This window comes from Dietzia sp. CW19 (assembly GCF_014145265.1).
Taxonomy (GTDB): Bacteria; Actinomycetota; Actinomycetes; order Mycobacteriales; family Mycobacteriaceae; genus Dietzia; species Dietzia natronolimnaea.
The window spans coordinates 1-1,238 of the sequence record NZ_JAALEE010000074.1 but is presented as its reverse complement, the minus strand read 5'-3'; the positions used below and the strand labels follow the sequence as shown (position 1 = coordinate 1,238).

The window sequence follows — 1,238 nt, the reverse complement described above, 5'->3', positions numbered from 1 at the left end:
ACCCTGGGCGTGACGTCCGCGGTGACCGGCGACTGGGGCGCCCTGGGGCGCGCCGCCGCCGCGGCGCTCGCCCTGCTGGCGTTCTACTTCACGCTCGCGTTCATCAACCCCTCGGGACTCGGGCTGGGCGACGTCAAACTCGCCGGCGTGCTCGGCCTCTTCCTGGGCTGGCTGGGGTGGCAGTACGTGCTGATCGGGACCCTGGCCGCGTTCGCACTGAACGCCGTGGTGGCGCTGGTGCTACTCCTCAGCCGTAGAGCCGACCGCCACACCGGCATCGCGTTCGGTCCCGCGATGATCGCCGGTGCGGCGGTGGCCGCGTGGCTCTCGGTGGGCGGCTAATCCGCAATCGCCTCCAGCGGGTCGGTCTTGGCGGCCCGGTGCGCGGGCCACAGCGAGGCCAACACCCCCACGAACGCCGAGGCCACCAGCACGATCCCGATGGTCTCCCACGGGATGGTGGTCTCGCTGAGCCCGCTGTCCGCCAGCACGGAGACGAACGCCCAGCCCAGATAGACGCCGACCGCCGCTCCGACCAGCGCCCCGAACACGGCGATCTGTGTGGACTCGAGGTTGATCGTCCGCCGGATCTGGGACCGCTGCATGCCCACCGCCCGCAGCATGCCGATCTCCGTGCGCCGCTCGATCACCGACAACGCCAGGGTGTTGACGATCCCCAGCACCGCGATCACCAGGGCCAGGCCGAGCAGGGCGTAGATGATCGTCAGCAGCTGGTCGATCCCGCCCGACTGGACGTCGATGTACTGCTGCTTGCTCTGCACGGTGGCGATCGGGATGTCGGAGAGCTCCTCGGTGACGGCGGCCAGCACCTGGTCGGGCGAGGTGCCCTCGGCGGCGCCGGCCAGCACGATCGCGGTGGAGCGGAGGTTCTCCGGCACCAGCCGCTCGTAGACGTCGATACCGGTGTAGAAGGGTCCGAGGATCTGGGCGTCGTCGTACACACCGGTCACCCGGAGCGTGGACTCACTGCCGTCCGGGCCGACGAGCGGAACCCGGGTGCCCATCGTCCAGCCGTTGTCGCGCGCGACCTCCCGGGAGACCACGAGGGAGTCGGCCTCCGGCTCGAGTGAGCCGTCGAGGACGGTGGCCTCGAGCAGCTCCCCGACCGGCCCGCCGGCGGCCGCGAGCGCCTGGGGCTCGCCCCCGAGCTGGCCGAAACCGAACGCCAACCAGGCCACGTCCCCGACGCCGTCGACGCCCGCGATCTGGTCCTCGAT

General features: G+C 71.3%; 2 protein-coding genes. One reads left to right on the top strand and one right to left on the bottom strand.

The genetic code is table 11. From position 1 onward, the window contains the following. Positions 1 to 342, top strand: a 342-nt coding sequence (locus G6021_RS02745) for a prepilin peptidase (RefSeq protein WP_182640625.1), incomplete at its 5' end; no start/stop codon positions are given. On the opposite strand, the gene G6021_RS02740 is transcribed toward G6021_RS02745, so the two are convergent. Beyond that, a partial coding sequence (locus G6021_RS02740; RefSeq protein ID WP_182640624.1) for an FtsX-like permease family protein occupies positions 339 to 1,238 on the bottom strand: 900 nt, incomplete at its 5' end. The genes G6021_RS02745 and G6021_RS02740 overlap by 4 nt on opposite strands.